We start from the raw sequence: 22092 nt of genomic DNA, 5'->3' as shown, positions 1-22092 counted from the left end.
TGCCTCTGAAAAATCTGGAAAATAGCCATTTGTTCATTAATCCGCCCTACACACAATATTTTTTAGCAGAAGAAAGTAGTCTTTAGGATTTAATCGCGCTAAATTTTCATTTTTTACATTTAAAACCAAATAATTACAAAAAATGTTTGACATTAAAACTCTCAATATATAGAATTATACTGAATTAAAGATATTTTATTTTAGAATAAATGATACTAGGGGGAAAAATCTGATGACAAAAGATTTTTATTCAGTCTTAAAAGAAAGACGCTCGTATTATGGAATTAATAAAGATGTTCAAGTATCCGATGAGAGAATTAAAGAAATAGTAGAATTTGCTGTAAAATATACCCCGTCTGCTTTTAACTCTCAAACAGCACGTCTTGTTGTATTAACAGGAGAAGCTCATGATAAACTATGGAATATTACAACTGAGACTTTAAGAAAAGTTATGGGAGATAGAGATTTTACTAGAACCCAACAGAAAATGGACTCATTTAAAGCAGGATATGGAACGGTATTATTCTTTGAAGATGAAAAGGTAATCGAAGGTCTTCAGGAACAGTTCGCTTCGTATGCTGACAACTTCCCTCTTTGGTCACATCAAGCATCAGGTATGCACCAATTAGTAGTATGGTCTGCATTAGAAGCAGAAGGACTAGGAGCGTCTTTGCAACACTATAACCCCCTTATTGATGATGAAGTAAAAAAAGAATGGAATATCCCTTCTAATTGGAGATTAATTGCTCAAATGCCTTTTGGAAATCCAACTACGGAACCAGGTGAGAAAGAATTTAATTCTCTCGAAGATCGTGTAAAGATTTATAAATAATAAAGGATAGCTAAATATTTAACTCTCTTGTTCAAAAATATGGATTGTCACTCATTTGGTTTAGCTATAAATTGACTGAAATAAATGAACCGTCCAATTAATGGACGGTTCATTTATGTTTGAACACCCTTTAGTAAAAAAGAATACTTTATATAAATAGAGGGATACATAAGTAGTCTGTCTAATTTTATAGATTCATATACATATATTTTTAAAAAAGTTTTCCTGAGTGATTTATGTCTGATAACCAACATTATATTAACTAGTTTTGTATATCGTATACAAGGCAAATTTAAAGTTTGTTTTTATTGAATTTTCTGAAAAATATCAATAGAATATATCTGTTAAATAATTAAATGAGGTGTTGAAATTGAAAAAGTTAATGTACCTTTTTATTTTTTTGTTGTTTACAGGAATATTAGGTTATACAGCTCAAGCTCAAACACCAACTAAAGAACGTGCTTCTAAAGAAAGACTCCATATTAACAAACTAGATGTTGATGAATTTTTCGCTAATGAGAATGGAACTTTTTTATTACGTGATGTTAAAACAGGAAAAACCTTTATTTATAATAAGGAGAGAGCAACTACAAGGCTTACACCAGAATCTACATTTAAGGTGCCTAATGCGTTAATTGGATTACAAGTTAAAGCTGTTCGAGATGAATATGATGTAAAACGTTGGGATGGGGTAAAGAGGGAATTTGATACCTGGAACCGCGATCATACTCTTGGATCAGCTATGCGTGAATCAGCCATTTGGTATTATCAAGAGATGGCTAGAGATATTGGAGAGCCGCGTATGAAAGAGTGGGTACGGAACATCTCATACGGAAACGAAGATATTAGTGGAGGAATTGATCAGTTTTGGTTAAATAGCTCTCTAAAAATTAGTGCCCTTGAACAAGCTAACTTTATAGAAAAATTGTATAAAGAAGAGCTTCCTTTTGATAAACCAGTTATGAAAGCGGTCAAACGAATGATGATTCAAGAGGAAGGAGATCACTATACACTTTATGGGAAAACGGGAACAAGGCTGTCTGATATGGGACTAGGATGGTATGTTGGTTTTATAAACGTAGACAATCATTCTTATGTCTTCATAACAAATGTTGATGATTCGGGGACAAAAGCTAAAAATATCACATTAAATATCTTAAAAAAGTACAACTTAATGACAGAATGAAAAATAGAGGATAAACAGAAAATAATTAAAATCATCTATAGAAGAATACTGCTAGTTAAAAACGCTTAGATAATTAATTATCTAAGCGTTTTTATTATAGATAAGAGTGTTATGTGAAAAATTAGGATTGTAAAATATAGTAGATGTGAAAATAATGTCTTTTATAGTGATGGACGTTTTGTATAGTGTTTTATGTTATCAGTATAAATTATTAATAATCTATACTGATTTTCACTTAATTTTCACTTTTTCTCGATAAAGTATAGATTACTGAAGAAGCACCTACTTTGTTAGGTGCTTTTTCGGTTTGATATAGAAGAATAAAAGGGGAGTATGCATTATGAAACACATGTTACTAAAATCAATGACTATTTTTATTTTACTTATGGTCTCGTTATGTGGAATTGCAGGTGAACAAACAGAAGCTAGTACAACAGATGATCAAGATCTCATTATTGTTAATAAGTATTACAATAAAATTGCTTATTTTCGCAACGGTTCCTTGGAGATGCTAGAACCTGTAGCTACAGGAATGAGTTGGGATAAAACACCAGTAGGTTTTTTTAAAATTGTAAACAAAATCAAAAACCGCCCCTATTATATAGGTAATATCCCTGGAGGAGATTCAAGAAATCCATTGGGTAAGCGTTGGTTAGGAATAAATGCGAATGGCACATCCGGTGATACGTATGCTATCCATGGAAACAACAATCCGAATTCTATTGGGAAATACGTAAGCCAAGGTTGCATTAGAATGGATAATACGGCCATTGAGAAGCTCTTTAATCAAGTTCAAGTAGGAACGCCAGTGGTTATTACGTATTCTTACAAAAGTTTTGGAGAATTAACTGATTTATATGGGTATGACATACGCTCATAACCTTATTTGTTTTTTCTATGGGTAACTTTATTTATTCAGAATACTGGAGAGCTAAAGACATTCTACTTTAATCAACATCATCATTTATAACATCCCTCATAATGTAATCTTTAATGAGCTTCAATTGAGAGGAGAAAGAAGTTCGTCGATATCCTCATAAATCAAATTGTTTACTTCGTCTAAGAAATTCTAAATCCTTCTAGTTTCAAATATCTGTCACTAATCTAGTTAATAAAAGGTAAGTTCGCGAAGATATCTGGCTTCTATCCTTCTGTATTGGAATGAAGTATACGAAATTGATTCTTTATCAAGGTATCTAAGTATAACCTTGTTCGTTTTCATTTAATTTTCACTTTTCCTTGATAGAGTTTAAATTGTGAAAGGGGAGGTACAATTTTCAACCTATCTTCTTCTTAGTTTTTGAACCTTTTGCGAATTGAGTGGTACTGGATTAGAAAAGATTCATCTTTTAAGGAAGAGAAGCCCCCTAAGTTAAAATATTGAGGAGGAAAAATACAATGATAAATAAGAAAAAGGTATTGGGATATGTGATGGCTGGAGCTTTAGGTTTGAACATGTTAGGAGCGTCTTCTACGTTTGCAGCCGAAAAGGAAACCCATTCATCAACTGGAGTGGAAGCTTCTGTATCGCACGATAAGACTACAGTAAGCATAGAGTTGAAAAAACTACAAACTGAGGCAAAGAAACTGAATATTAAAGTGGATGGAAAAAAAGCAGATGTTTTAAAGAAAGAAATTGAAGAGGGTCAAAATCTCCATAAACAAGCAAAGAAATTAGGTCTTGAACCAGATGGAAAAACACCGGATACTCTAAAGAAAGAAATTGAAGAATGTCAAAACCTCCATAAACAAGCGAAAAAGTTAGGTCTTGAACCAGATGGAAAAACACCGGATACTTTAAAGAAAGAAATTGAAGAATATCAAAACCTTCATAAACAAGCGAAGAAGTTAGGTCTTAAAGTAGATGGAAAAACACTTAGCACTCTCAAGATAGAAATCCAACAACATCTTAAACTTTAAATATAGAAAGAGGAAATTCTTCCTTTGAATGTGGAATCATAGGAAAGAAGGAGAAGGATGAATCAATCTATGAATTCATGCCGTGTACCATATAATCGCCAGAGAATGACATTAAAAATTAAGCAGGAGTCCATGAGACAACTAAATGAATTAGCAAGAAACATGAAGTGTAGCCGAACAGCTGCAATAGAAGAATGTATTCAATTTTTCTACAAAGGAGGATGGGTGGAAAAGAAAAATCTGAATCAGAAAACGATTGATTAGAACGAGTCAGGTAACAAAAGGGGTTGGGCATCTTTCGTGTGCCTAACCTCTTTTAATTAAATTTATAATTTTTCCTTGAATATTATGAAAATCACCTTTTGTATAAATACCTTGATACTCAAATGCTTTTTTTAAACTTTTTCCGGTTTCTTCTAAAAGCTCTTTGTTAGTCTCTTTATAAAACTAAGACCATTTAAAAAAGAATAATAATATGGAATAAATAAGATAGAAGAGTTAATCAGAAATAATCTCCAATTTCAAACAATTTAGTTATTATTAGAAAATCATACATTCATGGAAATATAAGATGGGGGAGCTATGAATTTGAGGCTTAATTTTTTGTTGAATATCCGTAAATCACGAAATAGAAAGAGAAAAGATATAGTCAGAAGCACTCAAACTAGCTTGACTTTTTTATTTAGTGCGATTCTTGTGCTATTTCTTATTCTCTTTATCATAGGGATTTATTTATTGCTTTACATCAACATTTTTAATAACCAAGAACGTGAATTAGAATCTACGATTAAGCGGGAGGCAAATCTTGTAGAAGATTATTTAATGGAGAATGAAAGAGAAACTTTTCAAGAGGGGGAAAATCAAGACCTCATTGTCGCGAATCATGATCACTTTTTCTACTATATAACCAATCCTCAAGGTAATTTACTTGTAGGAGATGAAATGGTTCCTCCACTACGTAACCAATTAACAAATTTAGTGAAGAATTGGACTCCAAAACACAATGAAATACGTCAAGCAGTCGTTCAAGTAAAGGATATGAGAGATAAAGAAATCCTAAATGATACATCGCCTGATTTTACGAATGTTCAGGAAGTCCGGCTTATGATTGCAGGTCAATCAATTTATTATCGAGATCAATTGATTGGAACACTTTATATGGGAAAGAATATTTCTTTTGTTTATGATTCATTTAAACGGCTGCCGCTTCTCTTAATGGGAATTCTTATTTTATTTGGTGGTGTGGCAGTATATATTAGCCACTTAATGTCAAAAAAAGCGATGATACCGATTACTCAAGCTTTTTCTCGACAAAAGGAGTTTGTTGCTGATGTGTCTCATGAACTGCAAACTCCTCTAAGTATACTTTTATCTTCAATTAAATCGATGGAGATGAACGAAAATTTAAGTAGAAAAGAATATGCTTCAAAATTATTAGAAACGATGAAAAAAGAAGTCAAGAAAATGACGAAATCAGTAAGCACTTTACTGACATTAGCTCGTTCAGATCCGGGCATAATAGAACGACCAGATAAAACATTCAATTTCCGCCCTCCTGTCAAGAAAAACGTTCATTCTATTGAAAATTTAGCAACAAAAAAACAAATTAAGCCTCATTTACAAGACCAAGTCAGCTGCTCATACGAGGAGACCAAGCAAGACTAACCCGATTGTTATACAATTTATTAAGTAATGCAGTGAAGTATATACCAAACAGAGGCGAGGTTTACTTAATTTTGTCCATTGAATCCTCTAGTCCTCAAATATTTCAAATAGGCGTACAAGATATAGGGATTGGAAGTGACCCTGAGAGTGCTGAATATATATAGGAATTATATATATAAAATACGAGAGTTTTAATAATTTACTACTAGATAAATAATGAAAAGGAGTTTGTTAATAATGAATATCCTCTTAGCAGAAGATGACTTGCAACTTGGTGAATTAATAAGTTTTATGCTTAAAAAGAAAGAGGGATATAAAGTAGATTGGGTAATGGAAGGAGCAGATGCCTATGAGTATGCTCTTGCTGCTCACTATGAAATTTTAATACTAGACTGGATGATGCCAAAGGGAGATGGAGTAGAAGTATGCCGCCGTTTAAGAAAAAAGGGGTATTCTGGAGCGATTTTAATGTTAACAGCAAAGGATACTGTCCAAAATCGGATAGAAGGTCTTGATTCAGGGGCAGATGACTATCTTATTAAACCGTTTGAAATTGAGGAGTTACTTGCCCGTTTGCGTGCTCTTTCGCGTCGAAATTATGCTCCTATCAAGGAAGAAGAAATTCATCTCCTTGATATGGTGTTAAATCGCACAAGTCAAACAGTTTTTCAAGATGACCAAGAGATTCAGTTAAGTCCGCGTGAATTTCAATTGTTAGACTTATTACTGCAAAATAGGGGACAAGTATTACCTCGTGAACTGATTCTTGATCGAATTTGGGGATATGATACAGATGTGTCCATTAAAACGATTGATGCAACAGTTAAGCTATTAAGAAAGAAACTCGGTCAATTTGGGAAGCATGATATGATCCAAAGTATAAGAGGGGTGGGGTATAAGTGTGAAAATTAACTTTCTTTCACGTATACGCAATGTGAAAAAGCGGCGGGAAAGGGACCTTTTTAAAAGCACTCAAGCACGCTTAACACTTTTATACAGTGGACTGCTTATACTGTTTCTTATTGCTATTGTGACAATTGTTTATTTAGTATTTTACACAGTTAATTTAAATGGTCAAAAACATGAACTAGGAATATTAGTTAGACGAGAAACAAATCTTGTAGAAGATTATTTAAGGGAAAATGGAAGAGAAGCTTTTCAAAAAAGGGAAAGTCAAGATCTTATTGTTGCGGATTATGATCGGTTTTTTTATTATGTAACAGATCCTCAGGGGAATCTACTTGTAGGAGATGAAATGGTTCCTCCACTACGTAACCAATTAACAGATTTAGTGAAGAATTGGACTCCAAAACATAATGAAATACGTCAAGCAGTCGTTCAGGTAGAGGATATGAGAGATGAAGAAATCCTGAAGAATACACCGTCTGATTCTACGAATGTTCAAGAAGTCCGTCTTATGATTACCGGTCAACCGATTTATTATCAAGATCAATTGATTGGAATGCTTTATATGGGAAAGAATATTTCCTTTGTTTATGATTCATTTAAACGGCTGCCGATTCTTTTACTCGGAATCATTATTTTGTTCGCTGGTGTGGCGGTATATATTAGCTACTTAATGTCAAAGAAAGCGATGATCCCAATTACGCGAGCCTTTTCTCGACAAAAAGAGTTTGCGGCTGATGCTTCTCATGAGTTGCGAACCCCTTTAAGTGTCCTCCTTTCTTCAATTAATGCCATTGAAATGGTCGGAACCCTAAATGAAAAGGACTATGCTCAAAAATTATTAGGAACGATGAAGGAAGAAGTCAAAAGGATGACGAAACTAGTGAGTGCTTTACTGACATTAGCTCGTTCAGATTCAGACCTAATAGAACGGGCGGATGAGATATTTGACTTTCGTCCCGCTGTTGAGAATACAGTTCATTCTATTGAAACGTTAGCACAAAGAAAGCAAATCAAGCTTTATGTACAAGCTCCTAATCAGTTGCTGATACGAGGAGATTCAGAAAGACTAACTCAATTGTTATACATTTTACTGGATAATGCAGTGAAGTATACACCGAACGGAGGAGAGGTTTACCTGACTTTATCCATTGAATCCTCTAATCCTCAAATATTTCAAATGATTGTTAAAGATACAGGCATCGGTATTGCCCCTGAAAGTTATAATCTGATATTTGAACGCTTTTACAGAGAGGATAAAGCACGTTCAAAACAAATCGCCGGACATGGTTTAGGTCTCTCGATTGCAAAATTGATTGTAGACGTTCATCAAGGAACCATTGCCGTTTCGAGTGAACTAAATAAAGGGAGTACTTTTAAAGTTCAAATTCCTTTTTCAGTTAAACCTCACCAAAAAGCAGAAGGTAAGATTCATTAACCTTAAGCCTTTGGTGGGGTTATTGTGATTTTAAAATAAAGTTTGATAAAAAACGGATAAACTGATATTTTACGTAGAATTTATTTTAATTCCACATCTGCTTTGATTTTCACTATTCTTTCACTATTCTCTTTTAAAATGAGGTGGAAAGAAAAGAAAGAGAACATTAAAAATATTATATTTAATAATAGAAATAATTAGGAGAGATACAATGAACCGATCATTATACATAGACTGGCTTCGTATTCTTGCTACGATAGCCGTTGTTACTATTCATCTAGCTTATGAAACTTTAGCTGTTAATTTGCATAATCAGCCTTTATCCAATTGGTTAACTGGAAATTTATTTGATTCAATGTCTCGTTTTGCCGTTCCTATTTTTGTAATGATTAGTGGTGCTTTATTGTTAAACGATAAGAGGGAGCTAACGTATAAATTCTTTTTTCAGAGGCGTTTTAATAAAGTACTCATTCCTTTTATAGGTTGGAGTGCTATTTATTATGTATACGAAGTTTATGAGGGGAATTTTCAACTTTCGATATCTGAGTTTATCCAATTAATCTCATCGAATAGCATTAGTGTTCATCTTTGGTTTATGTATATGATATTGGGTATGTACATCGTTACCCCACTATTAAAGATTTTTGTAAAGCATGCTTCTAAGAAAGATATACTATATTGTTTATCATTATGGTTCCTTGTAGCCGTACTGCTTAGAATTTTAAATCAATACCTTGAACTTAGTTTCTACATTGTGCTTAACTATACCGCAAATTATGTAGGATACTTTATTCTAGGCTATTATTTATCACATTATGAGATTCCAATAAAGTGGAGAAGAATTAGTTATATAGGGATAGTGATTGGGTTATTTTCTACATTTGTTGGGACTTATCTTGCTACGATGAAAACCAAAGGAGTTTTGAATGAATTTTGGTATGAAGATCAATCTCCTAATGTGCTTTTAGTATCCATTGGTTTATTTATCTTCTTTAGATATCAACTTACAAAGAGAGAGAGGAAGATTCCTTATCTTGCTCAACTTATAAATACATCAAGTTTTGGAATCTACTTAATTCACATTCTAGTAATAAGAGTTCTCTATGATTCTGTCATTATGAAGTTATTCTTGAATTTACATGCATTCATTGCAATACCTATCAGTATATTAATTGTAGTATGTATTAGTTCCATCACTGTTTTCGTTATGAAAAAAATCCCCGTATTAAAGAAACTTGTTCCGTAAATCAAGTATTAATATAAGAAAGGAAATGAACGAATTTGGGAAAATATTTAGAATATAGAGCGCTGGTCGGGATATTACCCGAAGGTTGATTCTATAAAAAATGAACATATGTCTTTACTTTTAGAAAGTATAGAAAGCTCGGATTGGTAAAATCTGAGCTTTTTTATTTTGTTAAAAACTATTTTGTTTTCATCGTTTTTTCACTTTTAAGAAGTAAAGTTACATGTATAACTAATAATAATTAATATTTCATCTTAGGAGGTCTTCATATGATAAAGAAAAAAATATTTGGCTATGTAATGTCCAGAGATTCATCTGCACGTTTAGGGATAATATATGACTACTCTGCAAACCAACAAACCGAAAGGCAGAATATAAAAACTTTATTCAACTATTCAAACAAAAATGTTAAGGAGGATGACTACAAACATTTTATGAAGTCTTATTCCACTGAAGCGGCAACGGATATAGCTGCACTTTATGATAAAGCGCCTTTAGAACTTAAAGAGTTAATAGATACGTTATATCAAGAAACTGGATCAGACTTTGCAGTTATGAACATGTTAGGAATAAAAGTACCCACGAAATAAAACGGAAGTTATAAAGTAAATAATTGCTAATTAAACTATAAAAAAGATTACTAGAAGCATAGAACTTTTAAAATCTGTCATATAGATGACCATTTCACTTTAAACGTTGACTGGATGAATATGGACAAGTTAGAGAGGTCCCGTTTATAGAGAATAAGTCATTGATTGACTTTAGACTGTAGTCTACATATCTGTACTAAAATTTCTTAAGAGATTTGTAGATATATTTAAAAGTTGAAACTGTTTTGTTTGTAGAATCAAGGAGTGGTCATTCTGTTTAAGAAAATTCTTTTGAAGTTGCGTCACGATAGATTGTCAAGAAAATCGAAAAAAACGGAGGGAACAAGTTTTATCTTTCAAGATTTATCTGGAAAACGATGGTCAACAATTAGGATAGCTACAATCATACTTATGCTATTTACTGTTGTTGTTAGTTCAGTGATTGGTGTAAGTTTGTTTAAAAATCCAAATTTATCAGCATTAGAATTAGAAGAGGAAAGCAATATTACATCAATTAATGAATCAATTACATCTTCAAGTGAGGATTCATTCCAAGTAAGTTTGAATAATCAAAACGCTGTCTCTGAAGTAAGTGAAGATGAAATATATGCTTTTTATCAAAAAGACGATGATACTAGTAAATCTTCATTAGTAGAAAATATTGAGTCCCTCGGCGTTGTTATGCCTGACTGGTATGATTTAACCTCCAATCAAACAATTACAAAATCCATAGAAGACGAAATTGATGCGTTAGCTAAAAAAAATAATGTAAAAGTAATACCTCGACTAAGTTTAGAAAGTACATCAGATCAAGAAACATTACATGAGTTACTTCATTCATCTAAATCACGTACAGCATTCATTAACTCTTTATACGAACAAGTGAAAGAGGACAAGTACGCTGGAATTAACGTTGATTTTACAGGATTGAATGAGGAAGATAAAGAACTTTTTACAACGTTTATGTCTGAGTTGTACGATCTATTTCATAGCCATAATTTACAGGTTGTTTTAACTGTGCCACCAGATGATGGAGCCTATGATTATTCTTCCCTTTCAGAAAGCGTAGATCGTATGATTTTAATGCTTTTTGATGAACATTACGAAGCAAGTGAGCCAGGATCTGTGGCTTCTGCTAAGTGGTCTCAACAAATATTGGATGAGTTCCCTGTTTCCTCTGATAAGCTAATCGTGTCCTTAGCGAACTTCGGATATGATTGGACTGTAGATAGTGACAAACAAGGGGAATATTTAACATATTCAGAGATTATGGAAAAAGTATCTGAATCAGACTTAAAAGTCCAGTGGGATCAAGACAGTAGAACGCCTTACTTAAGATATACACAAGATTATCAAGAGCATATCATTTGGTTTCTAGATGCGGCAACATCCTATAACCAATTAAAATTAGCTATGGAACATGGAATAAAAGGAGTTGCTATCCAAAACCTTGGTTATGAGGAGAGTAGTTTTTGGGATATTTTAGATGACACAACTTCTATAGAAGATAATGTTAATGAGCTGGAAACGATAGAAAATGTAACACCTATTCAATTCACAGGAGATGGGGATATTATCAAAATTTCTTCAGATTCTGAGGAAGGATTACGGAGTATTAAATTAGATAGAGATGGTCTCATTAGTCTCGAAACTTATAAAAAATACCCTGTTCCTTATTATATTGAACGGTTTGGAGGGACGGAAAGCAAAAAGGTAGCCTTGACCTTTGATGATGGACCTGATCCAACTTTCACACCTCAAATACTTGATATTTTAAGTGAAAAAAATGTAAAAGGCACGTTTTTTGTTTTAGGAAAACAGGCCGCTCTTTATCCCGAAGTAGTAGAACGAATATATAGAGAGGGACACACAATTGGAAGTCATACGTTTAGTCACTCAGATATAACAGAAGATAGTTCTTTGACGTTAAAAGCAGAATTAAATTCTACTCAACGGCTTATTGAACAGATTACAGGTCATTCTACAAATCTGTTACGGCCGCCTTATACGACGGATGCTGATTATTCGGTAGATGAACTTTCGTCCGTATTTGAATTTCAAGAAATGGGTTATACAATGGTTGGTTCTTTAATTGACAGTAGGGACTGGGAATCTGAATCGAGTGATGAGATTGTCAAACGAGTAACAGAGACAAATCTCGGTAACGGTAATATTATCCTTCTTCATGATGCTGGAGGCGACCGGTCTACTACCATCGAAGCTCTTCCTGAAATCATTGATACTTTGCGTGAGAAGGGCTACACATTTGTTACACCTAATGAGTTAATAGGAAAAGATCGTAACGATGTTATGCCTACTGTTGAGGAAAGCTCGAATTTATATATGGTATTTTATAAAATAGCGGATATTGGATATATTTTCTTATCCAAGTTTGGAACCTTATTCTTTGCGCTCGCTATTATTATAGGGATTACTCGTTTATTATTCTTAGTGTTCTTTAGTTTTAAACATAAAAGGAATTATAAGAATAGACAAAGAAAAGAAGGGTTTAATCCATCTGTCAGTGTTATTTTACCAGCTTACAATGAGGAAAATGTAATCGAAAATACGATTCATTCTATTCTAAAAAGTGACTACTCCAATTTTGAGCTTATTGTTGTAGATGATGGTTCTACTGACCAGACAGCTAAGATCGTTTCTGATCGATTTCATCATGATGAGAGAGTGCGTCTTATTACGAAAAAAAATGGTGGGAAATCATCGGCTATTAATAGAGGGTTTAACGACTCTAACGGAGAAATCATCGTTATTTTTGATGCTGATACTTCCATTGCCCATAATGCGATATCATTACTAGTTGATAATTTTAGTGATGAGCAAATAGCAGCTGTCGCAGGTAACGTGAAAATAGGAAATGTGCGAAATCTCCTAACCTTATGGCAACATGTGGAGTATGTAACAGGTTGTAACCTTGAAAGACGTTCTTTTGATGAATTGAATTGTATCACGGTTGTACCGGGTGCTATTGGAGCTTGGCGTAAAAAAGCTGTTGTCGAAGTAGGGTGTTTTGAAGACGATACATTAGCAGAAGATACAGATGTTACCTTAAAACTGTTGCGTAAAGGATATCGGATCACTTATGAACCAAATGCTTATGCCTATACTGAAGCACCGGAAAATCTAAAAAGCTTTATAAAACAACGTGTCCGATGGTCTTATGGCATCTTGCAATGTTTATGGAAACATCGAGGAGCTTTATTTAATCCAAAACAAAAAACGTTAGGATTTGTTGGCCTTCCAAATATGTGGTTACAGTATGTTCTGCAAGCATTGGCACCTTTAGCAGACTTAATCTTTGTGGTTGGCCTGTTTGGAGATACAACTAAAATCCTTACTTTCTATGCTGGATTTCTAGTTGTTGATCTCTTAGCTTCGATCTATTCGTTTAGATTAGAAAAAGCAAACGTGAAACCTCTTTTATTATTATTTGTCCAGCGTATTGTTTATCGTTACTTCTTAACTTATACAGTCTGGAAATCAATTATATCTGCTTTCAAAGGGATTCTAGTAGGCTGGAATAAGCTAAAACGTTCAGGAAATGTTAAGCTTCCTGACAAAGAGATAGAGAAGGGAGCGTAAATATAAATCATTACTACATGTATTTTTGTAAGTTAGTCAGGAGATGAGGGAAAAATCAAATGGGGAAAATAAAAGTATATCTTTTACTTATAGTCATTGCAGTAGGTGCCTTTATTTTTTACGAAGTAAATGCAGCTCCATCTGAGGAGGAGGATAAAAAGTTTATCATGTCTTATCTGTATGAAGGAGATACTAGTGACTATCTTCAAAATGTTAAAAGGACACAGGGGGCTTTAGACGAAGTCTCCCCTGCCTACTTTAACTTGAATGATGATGGAACACTTCAGGAAACCAAAAAGATTAACTCCTCATTCATAGAAGAAATGCATGAACAATCGGTTGCGGTTGTACCATTTTTAAGTGATCACTGGGACGAGGATAAGGCTAAAGCTGCTCTAGAAAATAAAGAGGAGTTAACTTCTCAGATTGCTAGTACAATCGAACAATATAATCTTGATGGAATCAATGTTGATATTGAGAATGTTACAGCAGAAGAAAGGGAAGATTATAGCGAGTTTGTAAAACTTCTAAAGGAGAAACTGCCTGACGAAAAGACGGTTTCAGTCGCAGTCGCAGCAAATCCTAAAGGGTGGAATACAGGTTGGCAAGGAGCTTATGATTATTCTACATTAGCTCAATACAGTGATTATCTAATGTTGATGGCATATGATGAGCATTCGGTTAATCATGAGACTTCTGGACCAGTGGCAAGTTTTTCCTTTGTAGAAAAAACAATCAAATATGCTTTATCACAGAACGTTCCATCTGAGAAAATTGTTTTAGGAATACCTTTCTACGGAAGGCTTTGGAAGGATGATGGAACAATTCTCGGAATTGATGTTCCAATGAAAAACGTAGACGCTCTTATTGAAAGATATAATGGAGAGATCGTTTACGATGAAGAGTATCAGTCAGCTAAGGCTACCTTTACAGTTAAATCAACTGATGAGCCAAGTACGATAAATGGAACAAAACTTACGCCTGGAACTTATACACTATGGTATGATAATGAACAATCTATTAAAGCGAAGCTTCAATTAATCCACAAATACAACTTAAAAGGTGGAGGAATATGGAATTTGGGTAAGGAAACTGCTCAAACATGGGATTATTTTGAACAGTCATTAAATGCATCATCCGAAAAATAAAAAAATATTTACATGTATGTAAAATAAACTAGGACAGTAAAACCGTTTTAAAAACGGTTTTACTGTCCCGTTTTTTTGAATTAGAGAACCCTAAACCTTCATACATTACGATTTTCTTATAGAATTTATAGGTCTAGGAAACCTTCTCATTAAATTTTTTTTCTAATTGTTGTTTCACTAGTTCTTTTTCCCATTGAGGATAGTCATGAGTTAGAATCCAGTGAAGTTGATGATAGTCCATGAATGATAATAGCTGTTTAAAAAACTTTTTTCTCCATTTATTCCTATACATAAATGATCTCTTCACCCTTTCTCTTCGGAAATAAATGATTGATCTTTTACAGTTCAAAACCTTTTTAAATCAGTCATCAAGTGAATATTCTCAAAAAATCATGATAATCTTAGTGCTACTATAATATGGAGATTACTATATTTTTTGCTAAATATAACTAAAAATACTATATATTAAGGTTATTATTAATTTTGACGAATTATGGTTAATAAAGCAAGTTTAAATAAATGGTAAATTGATGGTGGGGGATTAGTAACGATGTAAAAGATGATTCCCATATAAGAATTTTATGAGTTAGAAAGGGGTATAGAGATATCTGCTGAATCTGTTCCATATTATATCATCTTTCCAAATAATTAATGAAAAGTGAATAAAAAAGAGCTTTTTTTAGTGTAGAACAGTCACTGAGCTCATTATCTAAATTCATCTTATCCATAATTTTATGTGGGAGGTATTGAATTCTACCTAATCATAGTTCTTTTCATTTTATTTGCTAGAATTCTCATTACGCGAACTATAAATTTATATCGTATATAGGTTAGTTTTATACAGGATACCCTGCATACCATTATAATAATGGTAGATTTTTAATAAGATAGGAACACAAGTGTGATAGTGATAGAATGGATCAGGCTGCTAAGATGTAGTTTCTCAACAAACTGAAAAAAGCTATTGAAATGAAAAATTTCAATAGCTTTTTATTTTAGAAGATAGCTTATAATGTAAAATCTAAGTTTTAATGGTTTACTCTGTAAATTCTCCAGCATAATCCATTAGTTTATCTCGCCATACAGTATGGAAATGAGCATCATTTGAAACATCATCTTGGTAGGCAACACCTTCTTGTGAAGCTATTTCTAACCATAGACGAGGCCCATCAATTCGTACATATGAACCCACTTCATTATAGTCTGTTGATCCTGACCATCCAATATAAGTTTTAGCCAATGCTTCTTTTGATAAATAAGCTTTTAAAAGTTTATTAGCTGTTTTGGAGTCCGCATCTTTTACCCAAGCTTTAATAGCTTTTTGAACTAATTTTTGCTGATCTTTAGTTAAATCTGTATATAAAATCCCTTCGCTTTCTTCTGGGAACTGTCCATCCTTGTCTGCTCCTACTACTACATCTCGAAATGTTTCTGAAATCTTGGCTTTATTAAGCTGATTTGTTGTGAGTGATTCGAGGATAGAGTACATTCCATCTCGACGTGTTTCAATAGGAGAATAAGTTGTACCATCTAATTCAAAAGTTTGAGGTTCAGAACCTGTAAATTGAGGTGTAGCACCTACTTGTTCTTTCCCATTAAATACAATATTTTCAGCTAAATGATGGCCACTAATTTGCAACATCCATTCACCATTTTCAGATGGTGTACCTAATATTGCAATATAATACAAACCTGATCCCCATTCTGTTCGACCTGTATCGGTCGTTAAAAACTCATCAGCCTTAATAATTTCAGTTAACGTCTCATATCCTTGCTTACTCAGAGAAGCCTTTGCGAGTTTTAAAGCAGCCTCTATACTTTCATCAGATAAATCACCCAATGCTACTCCATTTCGATTTTGAGAATTTGCAGGTAAGTTTGTCCAATGTTCAGCATTCTCTTCTGTAAATTCATATTGAACAGTACTTTTTTGCTCATCTGTCAAAGTTGATAAGAAATTATTGGCCAATTTCATCTCGTTTGCCCCTTGTTGTGTTACCTTACTTTCTGTTACTTGATTAAGCACGTCAAGTATAGAATCTTTGGGTTCTGATTGAGGAAAACCTTCTCCTGGTAGGGCAGTAGTACTTTGTGTAGTTGATTTAGTTGTATCACTTGCTGCAAAAGCTGACATTCCTGCCCCGCCTATCACTCCTACAGATAAAGCTCCGGTCAGTATATATCCTACTAACTTCTTTCTTTTCATTCTACCAATTCCTCCTTCATTGGATAGTAGGGTATCAAAAGCAATGGATATCCCTTACATTTGCTATATTACTATCCAATAGTGAAAAAATGATGAAAATTAGATATAAAGGAAATTAAAGGACACCTCATTATCCCATTAGATACTCTTTTTATCTCCAAGAAGTCGTATTATGTTCATTATTAAAGTATTAGTAAGACGATAAGCCTCCAATATTTATCTCTAAACATTGAAGGCTTATTTGGCCATGAAAAATATATTTTTACACTTGACTCTGTTATATATTGGTTCGCAAAAGTCAAAAGAATCCAGCTTACTCTGTACCCATAGTAGCAATGCATATGTTTAAAAAGAAACAAGTTCATCACGAAGTGAAGTCTATACAAAATGAAATAGAATTCATACATCAATTATTTGGAATTCCTTCATAAATTAGAAAATAACAGTTAAATCAAATTGTATGTTTTTAGACAATTATTTTTTGCATCCAAATCTATTATTGTACTTCCTCATAATATCCTCTGCTTGCTCTAACTGTTTACGATCATTAATACCCATCACTTGTGCGTTATCAAACAATAAATATGAGCCAAACTTTTTGTTTTGTTTATTTAAAATAGATACCATATCGGTTAAATAGTATTCATTTTGTACATTATTATTTTCAATAAGTGGTAGACCTTCTATTAACGATTTATTTTTAAAAACAAAAATACCTGTATTCACTTCTTGAATTTTCCTCTGTTCATGATTGGCATCTTTTTCCTCGATTATATCAATTACTTCTCCATCTTTGTTACGAATAATTCGGCCGTAACCTGTAGGATCTTCAAATTTTGTGATTAATATTGTCCCATCATTATTAGCTTGTTGGTGTTTTTCTAATAAAGATAATATCGTTTTTTCTTGAATAAGAGGTGTATCACCCGTGATAATCAACGTATTGCCTTCATCTCTAAGTTGAGGAATCGCTTGCATTACCGCATGGCCAGTTCCTTTTTGCTCTAATTGATACGCATATTTGACACCATTTCCTATTGTTTCTCTTACCATTTCTCCTTTATGTCCAATTACAATTATCTTATCCTGAATTCTAGATGCTTCTAGCTTTTCGAATATATGCATAATCATAGGTTTTTCGCAAACAGGGTGCAGAACTTTTGGTAGTTCTGATTTCATTCTTGTGCCTTTTCCAGCTGCCAACACAATTGCACTTGTCATAATAAAATTTCCTCCAATATAAATAAAGATTAAGTTAGTTAAAACTATAAACTTGCTTTTATTAAAAATTAAAAGAATATATGTAACATCTACAACTTCATTCCATAATAATTGTCTTTGTACAGAGAACTTATTTAAAATCCAACTTTTATTCAACCAGCGATCTTTGTTTCTGAGAAGGGGGCTACACTGCACATTCTCAAATTATTTTCTTCACCTCCATCCTTGTGTATCAACAATTTTTTATCACTTTATACGAATCTGTTGTGCTAGATTCTAATTGTTCTACTGTCATTCGGCATAACAAGACTATGAGTAAAGCAAAATAGTCATTGATTTTAGTGACATGTGTTTTATAATGTGTACTCCTTTTTATTGTTCTCTATGGAACCGAAAAAGCACCTAACAGAGTAGGTGTTTTTTCAGTAATCTATACTCTATCTAAAAAAAATGAAAATTAAGTGAAAATCAACGAGATCATTAATAATGAAGGTCTATATCATAACAATATTCTTTCGATATTAACTATTTGTTTCTATCTTTTAAAATTCTAGTGCCGATAATTTGTGTTATGGAAACATAAGAAATTTGCTGAGAAGTTACACGATGTTTTAAAGAGTATGTAACATATATTTCTATAATAAGATGTAAAAGTGTTCTTCAAGATGGAGGACGCTTTTTTGAAGTAAAGGGTTAGGATAGATGTAGAAGAGCAGTTAAGAGAACAGGAAATTTTAAATAAAAAAGCAGAGTTTAATTAGAGATTCATTAAATTTTTTTCACCATTTTAGATATGATATTCGTCAATAAGGAAACATAATGGAAAAAACACAACTTTTGCTCGTTGGCGGAAAAGGGTTAAAGTTAGGGGGATTATCAAAAATTCAAGAAATATAAGAGCCTACAAGTACCAGAAGGATTTTATGTTACAACATTTGTGATATATATATAAAACATTGATACATAGGCGTTTTTTAAACTGAAAATGCTATGCTGACTTTACCTTGTTTTGCTATTTATGTACCAAAGATTGATGCAGAGTTTCTCTTCACTTTAAGCAGTAAGAACCGAGAAAACGAAAATAAATATATCTCTCCCAGTTTAATTATAAAACATAAATAGGATAAAATATAGACTGTTTATTCTTAGAGCTAAGTTCTAGAATTTATACATATGTTGTTGATCTGATTTATGCATATGCTTTGTAACTTGCAAAGGACTATGATCGAACCGACGCTAATGAAGACACACTCCGAAAAATTAGAGGTATGCTCCAAATCATCAAAGGTGGAATTGCGACATATAGAATTTAAAAGAAGGGGAGAATTTAAATGAGTTCCTATGTTGTCAGTTTTCAGGAGATTGATAAAACGCAACTTTTGCTCGTCGGAGGAAAAGGGCTGAATTTAGGGAAACTAGCGAAGATTCAAGGAATACAAGTGCCAGAAGGATTTTGTGTTACGACAGAAGCTTATCAAAAAGCTCTCGAACAAAACGAAGCGTTCCACGAATTGTTGGCTCAACTAACACTGCTAAAAGTAGAGGATCGAAATCAAATTGGTGAAATCAGCAGGAAGATTCGGAAAATCATTATGGAAGTAGAGATTCCTTCCGATGTTGTGAAAGCTGTTGCTCACTATCTCTCCCAGTTTGGTGATGAACATGCTTATGCAGTGCGTTCCAGTGCCACTGCTGAAGATTTACCACATGCCTCTTTTGCTGGTCAGCAAGACACCTATTTAAATATCATCGGAAAAGAAGCCATTTTGCGGCATATCAGTAAATGTTGGGCTTCCCTATTTACGGATCGCGCGGTAATCTACCGTATGCAAAATGGATTCGACCACAATCAAGTCTATTTAGCCGTTATTATTCAAAGGATGGTTTTCCCACAGGCTTCAGGGATTTTATTTACCGCAGATCCGATTACTTCTAACCGAAAGTTGCTATCAATCGATGCCAGTTTTGGACTTGGAGAAGCGCTGGTCTCTGGCTTGGTATCTGCCGATTGTTATAAAGTACAGGAAGGGGAAATCGTCGATAAGAGGATAGCAACCAAAAAATTGGCTATCTATGGACGAAAAGAAGGCGGAACGGAGACACAGCAGATCGATCCTGATCAGCAAAAGACTCAAACACTTGCTGAACAACAAATTTTACAACTGGCACGTATCGGAAGACAGATCGAAGCTTATTTTGGTTGCCCACAAGATATCGAATGGTGTTTAGTTGATGATACATTTTATATCGTCCAGAGTCGTCCAATCACTACTTTATACCCCATCCCTGAAGCGAATGATGGGGAAAATCACATCTATGTATCTGTTGGTCATCAACAAATGATGACCGACCCCATGAAACCATTGGGATTGTCTTTTTTTCTGTTAACGACTCCTGCACCTATGCGTAAAGCTGGTGGAAGGCTGTTTGTTGATGTCACACATATGCTGGCTTCACTTGACAGCAGAAAAATGTTATTAAATTCCATGGGACAACACGATCCGCTCATGAAAGACGCACTCATTACCATAATAGAGAGAGGAGATTTCATAAAATCTTTACCAAATGATAAGCAAGAACAGAGTTCCGGTAAAAGAAATAAAAGTGTGTCGTCTCCGGATTCTAGGGCACAAATCGAAAACGACCCAACAATCGTTTCTGATTTGATTAAAAGCAGTCAAAGATCGATAGAAGAGTTAAAACAAAACATCCAAACGAAATTAGGGTCGGATTTATTTGATTTTATTCTGGAAGATATCCAAATATTAAAGAAGATTTTATTTGACCCACAAAGTTCAGCTGTGTTTATGGCTGCTATAGATGCTTCATCATGGATTAATGAAAAAATGAAGGAGTGGTTAGGTGAAAAGAACGTAGCGGATACGCTTTCTCAATCTGTACCAAACAATATTACTTCGGAAATGGGTCTAGCGCTATTGGATGTCGCAGATGTGATTCGTCCTTATCCAGAAGTAATGGATTATTTACAAAATGTAAAAGATGATAACTTTTTGGATGAACTGGTTAAGATTGATGGGGGACAGGAAACCCAAGAAGCAATAATTGCTTATCTCAGCAAATACGGAATGCGATGTGCTGGAGAAATCGATATTACTAAAACTCGTTGGAGTGAAAAACCTATTACACTTGTCCCCATGATTCTCAATAATATTAAAAACTTTGAGCCTAATGCTAGCCATAGGAAATTTGAGCAAGGACGGCGTGTTGCTTTGAAAAAAGAACAAGAATTATTAGATCGATTGAAGCAATTACCAGATGGTGAACAAAAAGCCAAAGAAACAAAACAAATGATTAATCTAATCAGGAATTTCATCGGTTATCGTGAATATCCAAAATACGGTATGATTAATCGCTACTTTCTTTATAAGAAGGCTTTACTGAAAGAAGCCAAACAGCTTGTACAAGCCAACGTTATTCATGAAAAAGAAGATATATACTATCTCACCTTTGAAGAACTTCACGAAGTCGTACGTACAAACAAACTAGATTACCAGATCATCAGCAAACGAAAAGATGAGTACAAATTATATGAGAAACTAACTCCACCACGTGTTATCACCTCTGATGGTGAAATCATTGTAGGTGAGTACAAACGAGAAAATCTCCCAGCCGAAGCTATTGTAGGTCTACCGGTTTCTTCCGGAGTTATAGAGGGCAGAGCACGCGTCATCTTAAACATAGAAGATGCAGATCTAGAAGATGGAGATATACTGGTTACAACCTTCACCGATCCTAGCTGGACACCATTGTTTGTATCCATAAAAGGACTTGTCACCGAAGTTGGCGGACTGATGACCCATGGAGCAGTCATCGCACGTGAATATGGCTTACCAGCTGTTGTCGGTGTTGAAAATGCCACCAAGCTGATAAAAGATGGGCAACGTATTCGAGTAAATGGAACAAATGGCTATATCGAAATATTGTGATTGCTGAATACGTCTCTAATCGACTTGCTCCCGCTTTATTTCCACTGAATTGTTTTTCAACATTAAGAGAATCATTTACAACATGATATTAGCCTGTCACTAGGATATTAAGGATATCTAAAAGGAAGGAAAAAGCGCAAAATCATTGCTGTTCAATGAATTTGCGCTTTTTCTCATCTCTTCGAAT

General features: G+C 33.8%; 16 protein-coding genes and 1 pseudogene. 15 read left to right on the top strand and 2 right to left on the bottom strand.

All coding sequences use genetic code 11. The annotated features are described in order from the left end of the window. Nucleotides 1-232 precede the first annotated feature (232 nt). The 13 genes from BM012_RS17615 (at nucleotide 233) to BM012_RS17555 (ending at nucleotide 14531) form a co-directional block, all read left to right on the top strand. Nucleotides 233-832, top strand: a complete 600-nt coding sequence (locus tag BM012_RS17615) for a nitroreductase family protein (RefSeq protein ID WP_061806055.1) — start codon at nucleotides 233-235, stop codon at nucleotides 830-832. A gap of 370 nt (nucleotides 833-1202) precedes the next feature. Beyond that, a complete protein-coding gene (gene blaOXA, locus BM012_RS17610; RefSeq protein WP_061806056.1) occupies nucleotides 1203-2018 on the top strand; it encodes a class D beta-lactamase in 816 nt (271 codons plus the stop codon). A 340-nt stretch (nucleotides 2019-2358) separates the two neighbouring features. Further along, nucleotides 2359-2898, top strand: a complete 540-nt coding sequence (locus BM012_RS17605) for a L,D-transpeptidase (RefSeq protein WP_061806057.1) — start codon at nucleotides 2359-2361, stop codon at nucleotides 2896-2898. A gap of 518 nt (nucleotides 2899-3416) precedes the next feature. Next, entirely contained in the window at nucleotides 3417-3938 is a 522-nt protein-coding gene (locus BM012_RS17600) for a hypothetical protein (RefSeq protein ID WP_061806058.1), read from the top strand. A gap of 57 nt (nucleotides 3939-3995) precedes the next feature. Next, nucleotides 3996-4202, top strand: coding sequence for a ribbon-helix-helix domain-containing protein (locus BM012_RS17595; RefSeq protein ID WP_061806059.1), 207 nt, complete (start codon nucleotides 3996-3998; stop codon nucleotides 4200-4202). Nucleotides 4203-4673: 471 nt separating this feature from the next. After that, a complete protein-coding gene (locus BM012_RS17590; RefSeq protein ID WP_074842862.1) occupies nucleotides 4674-5603 on the top strand; it encodes a histidine kinase dimerization/phospho-acceptor domain-containing protein in 930 nt (309 codons plus the stop codon). Between the two features lie 32 nt (nucleotides 5604-5635). Beyond that, nucleotides 5636-5767, top strand: coding sequence for a hypothetical protein (locus BM012_RS27260; protein WP_375755123.1), 132 nt, complete (start codon nucleotides 5636-5638; stop codon nucleotides 5765-5767). A gap of 73 nt (nucleotides 5768-5840) precedes the next feature. Beyond that, complete coding sequence (locus tag BM012_RS17580; protein WP_061806061.1) at nucleotides 5841-6515, top strand: response regulator transcription factor; 675 nt, start codon at nucleotides 5841-5843, stop codon at nucleotides 6513-6515. Continuing rightward, on the top strand, nucleotides 6505-7947 hold the full coding sequence (locus BM012_RS17575; RefSeq protein ID WP_235606211.1) for a sensor histidine kinase: 1443 nt from the start codon (nucleotides 6505-6507) through the stop codon (nucleotides 7945-7947). Before BM012_RS17580 ends, BM012_RS17575 begins: the two co-directional genes overlap by 11 nt. 211 nt (nucleotides 7948-8158) lie before the next feature. Continuing rightward, nucleotides 8159-9193: an acyltransferase gene (locus BM012_RS17570; protein ID WP_061806062.1), complete on the top strand. Its 1035-nt coding sequence runs from the start codon at nucleotides 8159-8161 to the stop codon at nucleotides 9191-9193. A gap of 269 nt (nucleotides 9194-9462) precedes the next feature. Further along, the gene (locus tag BM012_RS17565; RefSeq protein WP_061806063.1) at nucleotides 9463-9783 is read left to right on the top strand and encodes a hypothetical protein; all 321 of its coding nucleotides are present in this window, start codon (nucleotides 9463-9465) and stop codon (nucleotides 9781-9783) included. A gap of 291 nt (nucleotides 9784-10074) precedes the next feature. Then, complete coding sequence (locus tag BM012_RS17560) at nucleotides 10075-13383, top strand: trifunctional glycoside hydrolase family 18/polysaccharide deacetylase/glycosyltransferase family 2 protein (RefSeq protein ID WP_064505049.1); 3309 nt, start codon at nucleotides 10075-10077, stop codon at nucleotides 13381-13383. A gap of 59 nt (nucleotides 13384-13442) precedes the next feature. Beyond that, nucleotides 13443-14531: a glycosyl hydrolase family 18 protein gene (locus tag BM012_RS17555; RefSeq protein WP_061806065.1), complete on the top strand. Its 1089-nt coding sequence runs from the start codon at nucleotides 13443-13445 to the stop codon at nucleotides 14529-14531. Nucleotides 14532-15567: 1036 nt separating this feature from the next. On the opposite strand, the gene BM012_RS17550 is transcribed toward BM012_RS17555, so the two are convergent. Continuing rightward, the gene (locus BM012_RS17550) at nucleotides 15568-16737 is read right to left on the bottom strand and encodes a DUF3500 domain-containing protein (RefSeq protein WP_061806066.1); all 1170 of its coding nucleotides are present in this window, start codon (nucleotides 16735-16737) and stop codon (nucleotides 15568-15570) included. Between the two features lie 326 nt (nucleotides 16738-17063). Here BM012_RS17550 and BM012_RS27345 point away from each other — a divergent pair. Further along, nucleotides 17064-17168 (top strand): annotated as a pseudogene (locus BM012_RS27345) (IS6 family transposase); the annotation flags it as partial. 43 nt (nucleotides 17169-17211) lie between these two features. Here BM012_RS27345 and BM012_RS17540 read toward each other — a convergent pair. Then, nucleotides 17212-17958 (bottom strand): sugar phosphate nucleotidyltransferase, encoded by a 747-nt coding sequence (locus BM012_RS17540; protein ID WP_124052069.1) that lies wholly within the window; start codon nucleotides 17956-17958, stop codon nucleotides 17212-17214. 1331 nt (nucleotides 17959-19289) lie between these two features. On the opposite strand from BM012_RS17540, the gene ppsA reads away from it, so the two are divergent. Further along, on the top strand, nucleotides 19290-21905 hold the full coding sequence (gene ppsA, locus BM012_RS17535; RefSeq protein WP_061806068.1) for a phosphoenolpyruvate synthase: 2616 nt from the start codon (nucleotides 19290-19292) through the stop codon (nucleotides 21903-21905). The last annotated feature ends 187 nt before the right edge of the window (nucleotides 21906-22092 follow it).

The organism is Priestia endophytica DSM 13796, assembly GCF_900115845.1.
In the GTDB taxonomy this organism is placed as follows: Bacteria; Bacillota; Bacilli; order Bacillales; family Bacillaceae_H; genus Bacillus_I; species Bacillus_I endophytica.
Note: the sequence above shows the minus strand (reverse complement) of the source record. Positions and strands in the feature narration are given on the sequence as shown.

Bases quoted from the DNA above. Each gene is read 5' to 3' on its own strand.
- BM012_RS17615 (WP_061806055.1), top strand. From the start codon at position 233: ATGACAAAAGATTTTTATTCAGTCTTAAAAGAAAGACGCTCGTATTAT.
- BM012_RS17605 (WP_061806057.1), top strand. From the start codon at position 2,359: ATGAAACACATGTTACTAAAATCAATGACTATTTTTATTTTACTTATG.
- BM012_RS17600 (WP_061806058.1), top strand. From the start codon at position 3,417: ATGATAAATAAGAAAAAGGTATTGGGATATGTGATGGCTGGAGCTTTA.
- BM012_RS17595 (WP_061806059.1), top strand. From the start codon at position 3,996: ATGAATCAATCTATGAATTCATGCCGTGTACCATATAATCGCCAGAGA.
- BM012_RS17580 (WP_061806061.1), top strand. From the start codon at position 5,841: ATGAATATCCTCTTAGCAGAAGATGACTTGCAACTTGGTGAATTAATA.
- BM012_RS17570 (WP_061806062.1), top strand. From the start codon at position 8,159: ATGAACCGATCATTATACATAGACTGGCTTCGTATTCTTGCTACGATA.
- BM012_RS17565 (WP_061806063.1), top strand. From the start codon at position 9,463: ATGATAAAGAAAAAAATATTTGGCTATGTAATGTCCAGAGATTCATCT.
- BM012_RS17555 (WP_061806065.1), top strand. From the start codon at position 13,443: ATGGGGAAAATAAAAGTATATCTTTTACTTATAGTCATTGCAGTAGGT.
- BM012_RS17550 (WP_061806066.1), bottom strand. From the start codon at position 16,737: ATGAAAAGAAAGAAGTTAGTAGGATATATACTGACCGGAGCTTTATCT.
- BM012_RS17540 (WP_124052069.1), bottom strand. From the start codon at position 17,958: ATGACAAGTGCAATTGTGTTGGCAGCTGGAAAAGGCACAAGAATGAAA.
- ppsA (WP_061806068.1), top strand. From the start codon at position 19,290: ATGAGTTCCTATGTTGTCAGTTTTCAGGAGATTGATAAAACGCAACTT.